Origin of the sequence: Coleofasciculus sp. G2-EDA-02, assembly GCF_040226375.1 — a bacterium.
GTDB lineage: Bacteria > Cyanobacteriota > Cyanobacteriia > Cyanobacteriales > Coleofasciculaceae > Coleofasciculus.
The window spans coordinates 1-4714 of sequence record NZ_JAVKEW010000173.1 but is presented as its reverse complement, the minus strand read 5'-3'; the positions used below and the strand labels follow the sequence as shown (position 1 = coordinate 4714).

The 4714-nt window shown below is 48.6% G+C and carries 3 protein-coding genes; 1 reads left to right on the top strand and 2 read right to left on the bottom strand.

Annotated features, from left to right (window positions below):
- Positions 1-244: 244 nt before the first annotated feature.
- Both RLO19_RS20670 and der read right to left on the bottom strand, forming a co-directional pair.
- Positions 245-1249: an energy-coupling factor transporter transmembrane component T family protein gene (locus RLO19_RS20670; protein WP_446359317.1), complete on the bottom strand. Its 1005-nt coding sequence runs from the start codon at positions 1247-1249 to the stop codon at positions 245-247.
- A 57-nt stretch (positions 1250-1306) separates the two neighbouring features.
- On the bottom strand, positions 1307-2692 hold the full coding sequence (gene der, locus RLO19_RS20665) for a ribosome biogenesis GTPase Der (RefSeq protein WP_446359316.1): 1386 nt from the start codon (positions 2690-2692) through the stop codon (positions 1307-1309).
- A 213-nt stretch (positions 2693-2905) separates the two neighbouring features.
- On the opposite strand from der, the gene RLO19_RS20660 reads away from it, so the two are divergent.
- Positions 2906-4117: an aspartate aminotransferase gene (locus RLO19_RS20660; protein WP_446359315.1), complete on the top strand. Its 1212-nt coding sequence runs from the start codon at positions 2906-2908 to the stop codon at positions 4115-4117.
- Positions 4118-4714: the final 597 nt, after the last annotated feature.

The window sequence follows — 4714 nt, the reverse complement described above, 5'->3', positions numbered from 1 at the left end:
TTCTTCCCCCCCTTTCTTCCCCCCCTTTCTTCCCCCCCTTTCTTCCCCCCCTTTCTTCCCCCCCTTTCTTCCCCCCCTTTCTTCCCCCCCTTTCAAAGGGGGGCTAGGGGGGATGGGGGCTAGGGGATGAGGGTGAAGGGTTTCCTTTTGTCAACCCAACCGCTTCCCTAGAGGGGCGGGTTTAGTTAAGTTATCACTGTGTAGCCATAAGTTATCTGTAAAACCCGCCCCTACAAATCTTCCATCATCCCATTCCTCCCCAAATCAACCGGGCTACCCAAAACGGCGCCAAACTCGCGATCGCAATCCAGTCACCCCAGTGTAAACGAAGCTGGTGCCATTGGACGCGATGCTGGTTAGGGCTGGTAAAGCCGCGCACCGTCATGGCTTTAGCAATTTGATCGGCTCGCATGAGTAGATTTTCTAATAACCGTTCCGTTACCATAATCCAAACTTGGGCGCTGCGACGAACCCCTAACTTTTTCCAGTTAATCGCCCGAGTCCGAATCGAACGGACTAAATTTTGGACTTCTTCCAAAACTAAGGGAATAAAACGCAAGGATAAGGTTAACGTCAGGGCAATTTCTGTAACCGGAATATTCAGACGCCGTAAGGGGAGCATCAGGCTTTCTAACCCGGCGGTAATTTCTTCTGGGGCGGTGGTGAGCAAGTAAAGATTGGTACTATAAATTAAGGTAAAAATTACCGTACTCACCCGAACCGCCAGATCTAATGAGCGACGAGTAATCGTCACCGGACCTGCTTCTAGGAGAATGTAGCTGTAATCAGTCGGTTGGGGTAAATTGGTCAGGATAACTGTTTCACTCAAAGAAGCCTCTGGAGCCAATTCCCGTCCGATACCAAAGGGATTATACCAGGGTCTAGGTTGAGACGATGCCTGCACGGAGGTTTCAGCAGACTCAGCCACGATAATGTCCGCCTCAGGAAGCCGAGGCTGATGATCAACTGCCAATCCATCGGGTGCGATCGCGGTGAGAATAAATACAAATACCGATAGCATCAGCAGCCAACCCATTTGCTGACGCCAAACCCGCAACGGAATAGCGGCTGAGAGGGTCAGCAAAATGAGTAGCACAACAACTGCCAAACGGCAATAGGGATTAGCTAATAAGGGTACTGCCAAAAAGCTCATTAACCAAATGAATTTTACCCGAGAATCCAGGTGATGTAGCCAAGTTACAGGTTGTTCCAGGTATAGCCCTAACGGGAGCGATCGCAGTAAGTCCATGGTTGGTCATTTGTCATTCGTCATTTGGACGGGTTTGAGGAATATTTACAAGACAAATTAAACCCGAATTGCTCGATTAGCATTGCTGCTTTCAACCTCGCGGACTTTCTTCCCACGCCATAACAGACGCAAGGGTGTACCTATAAAACCCAGTTGTTGACGAAATTGACGCTCAATATAGCGGCGATAGTTGTCGTTAAACCGTTTCGGGTCATTGACAAATAGGGCAATCGTTGGCGGTTTACTTTTAACCTGAGTACCGTAGTAAATTTTGCCTTGACGCCCTTGGCGGTTGGTGGGAGGTGAATGCCAGTTAATGGCTTCTTGGAGGACTTCATTAATCACAGACGTACTGACGCGGCGCTGATGTTGTTCGGCGACACTATCCACTAAATCGAGAATTTTGTCTACTCGTTTTCCCGTCAAGGCGCTGACAAAAATCATTGGCGCCCATTCGATAAAGTAGAGGCGGTCTTGAATCAGTTTTTCCTGTTCGTAGATCGTATAGGTATCTTTTTCAACCGCATCCCATTTATTCACCAAAATCACCGCCGCCCGTCCGTCTTCAGCAATGCGTCCGGCAAGTTTTTGGTCTTGTTCGGTGACACCATCTAGGGCATCAACAACGAACAGAACCACATCGGAACGGCGAATGGCTTTGAAGGCTCGATTAATGCCAAAAAATTCCGGTCCATATTCGACATTTTTCTTCCTGCGAATCCCTGCCGTATCAATGAGACGATAGGTTTGGGGTGCACTCCCAGTTTCTGGATTACCGGGGCGTTCGACGAGCATATCAATGGCATCGCGGGTGGTACCGGAAATGGCACTGACGATGGCGCGTTTTTCTCCGGTTAGGGCATTTAATAGGCTGGACTTACCCACATTCGGACGCCCGACAATAGCGACGTTGATTTCTGATGTGTCGGGAAGCATTCCCACCGTGGGCAAATAGGTAATCAGTTGATCCAGGAGTTCCCCGGTTCCTCCACCGTGAATCGCGGAGACGGGAAAGGGTTCGCCTAAACCAAGTTCCCAAAACTCAGCGGCTTGGATCAGTCCTTGTTGGGGGGATTCACACTTGTTTACAGCCAGGACAACGGGGACAGGGTGATGGCGTAGCCAATCTGCGATCGCGTGATCGGCGGCGGTGGAACCCATTTGACCATCGACCACTAATATAGCGGCACTGGCTTCGCTCAGGGCTGCCATTGCCTGTTCTCGAATCAGGGGCAAAAATTCGGTATCATCATCAAAAACCAGGCCCCCCGTGTCTACAACCATGTAATCACGGTCTTGCCAGAAGGCTGAACGATAGGTGCGATCGCGCGTGACTCCCGGTTGATCATGGACAATCGCATCCATCACCCCTGCCAACCGATTGACAAGGGTTGATTTGCCCACATTAGGGCGTCCGATTACAGCAACTACTGGCAAACCCATCGTCCTTATCCCCCTTACTTATAGGAAGCATTATGCTTCGGTCTTCTTATTGTAGCGAGGTTAGGGGTAGTGACAGGGGAGATGTTCATTGGTCATACTCGCTATTCAAGAGTTAAACCTTCAAGAATGTCATCAAACTTATGGACACCGTGATGAGTCAATTTCCCGATAATGCCGATATAATTTTCTAGTTTAGGAAGGCTGCATTTTTAAATGAACTTAGATTGGATTACCCCAGCAAGGCGTCTGAGCGCACTGCCCCCCTATGTGTTTGCTCGTTTGGATGAACTCAAAGCCCGTGCCCGTGAGCAAGGGTTGGATTTAATTGATTTAGGGATGGGGAATCCTGACGGTTCAGCACCTGCACCAGTTATTGAAGCAGCCATCAAAGCCCTAAATTATCCGATTAACCACGGCTATCCCCCCTTTGAAGGCACAGCGAATTTTCGCCGAGCCATTACCAGTTGGTATCACCGCCGCTATCAGGTTACTCTCGATCCCGATAGTGAAGCCCTACCCCTGTTGGGGTCTAAGGAAGGATTGACGCACCTTGCCCTAGCTTATGTCAATCCAGGGGATTTGGTCTTAGTGCCGAGTCCAGCTTATCCGGCTCATTTCCGAGGTCCCCTGATTGCTGGGGCAGAAATTCACAGTATGATCCTCAAGGCGGAAAATGATTGGCTAATTGATTTAGCCGCTATTCCTGACGAGATTGCCGAACGAGCAAAGATTCTCTATTTTAACTATCCGAGTAATCCGACAACGGCGACGGCTCCCCGTGAGTTTTTTGAGGAAATTGTTGCCTTTGCCCGTCGTTACTCGATTCTGTTGGTGCATGATTTATGTTACGCGGAACTGGCATTTGATGGCTATCAACCGACGAGTTTATTAGAAATTCCTGGCGCGAAGGAAATTGGCGTGGAATTTCATACCTTATCAAAAACCTATAATATGGCAGGTTGGCGGGTGGGATTTGTTGTCGGAAATCGCCATATTATTCAAGGATTACGGACGTTAAAGACTAATTTAGATTACGGAATTTTTGCGGTCTTACAAACAGCCGCAGAAACGGCATTAGATTTACCGGATAGTTATGTATATCAGGTACAAGAACGGTACTGTCGCCGCCGAGATTTTTTGATTCAAGGGTTAGCTGAATTGGGGTGGAAGATTCCTAAGTCAAAGGCGACGATGTATTTATGGGTTCCTTGTCCACCGGGTCACAATTCAACGGATTTTGCTCTGGATGTCTTGCAACAAACGGGTGTGGTGGTAACGCCGGGAAATGCCTTTGGTGTCGGTGGTGAAGGGTACGTGCGGGTAAGTTTGATTGCAGAGTGCGATCGCTTGGCTGAGGTGTTGCGACGTCTGAAGCAAGCCGGGATTCGCTATCAAGCCGAACCTGTAGCATCTGGAGGGGGGTAGGGAAGATGAGGGAGATGGGGTATTCGTAGGGGCTCTCGCATTCGCGCCCAAATCTATCGGTTTTCTATTCACATCTCAACGCGAATGCGAGAGCCCAATCCCCATGGGGAAGATGGGGAAGCCATGTAGAGTGATGACAGTCGTAGGGGCGGGTTTGACAGCTATCGTTTCCGTTGCACCCAAATGTAACTAAACCCGCCCCGACTAAATGACGAATGACAAATGGCAACGATTGTAAAGTTTTATTACAAAACTGAACTGTTGTATTTGTCAAGTGAACCGACTTATGAAACAATTCACCTACTATCACCAACTAGCACAACAATCATCGTACTAAAGTGTCAGGAACCTCAGCCTAGAGGCATGAGGCTTGAAAGAGAAATCTAACAAGCCATTCTGACCAGCTTAAGTCTTAACTGACTACGTTATCGGCAAGTGTTCAAGACCTACCAGTAAATGCGTAGCTAGTCTACTGCTCTAGAACCGAAAAGTTAAACAGTTTTAAGGTCACTGAAACAGTGCTTTTTGGATAGTTACCGACCGATAACATTGGCGAAGCTAACTTTACCCGAAAGGAGATTGAGGCAACCATACCTC

Bases quoted from the DNA above. Each gene is read 5' to 3' on its own strand.
- RLO19_RS20670 (WP_446359317.1), bottom strand. From the start codon at position 1,249: ATGGACTTACTGCGATCGCTCCCGTTAGGGCTATACCTGGAACAACCT.
- der (WP_446359316.1), bottom strand. From the start codon at position 2,692: ATGGGTTTGCCAGTAGTTGCTGTAATCGGACGCCCTAATGTGGGCAAA.
- RLO19_RS20660 (WP_446359315.1), top strand. From the start codon at position 2,906: ATGAACTTAGATTGGATTACCCCAGCAAGGCGTCTGAGCGCACTGCCC.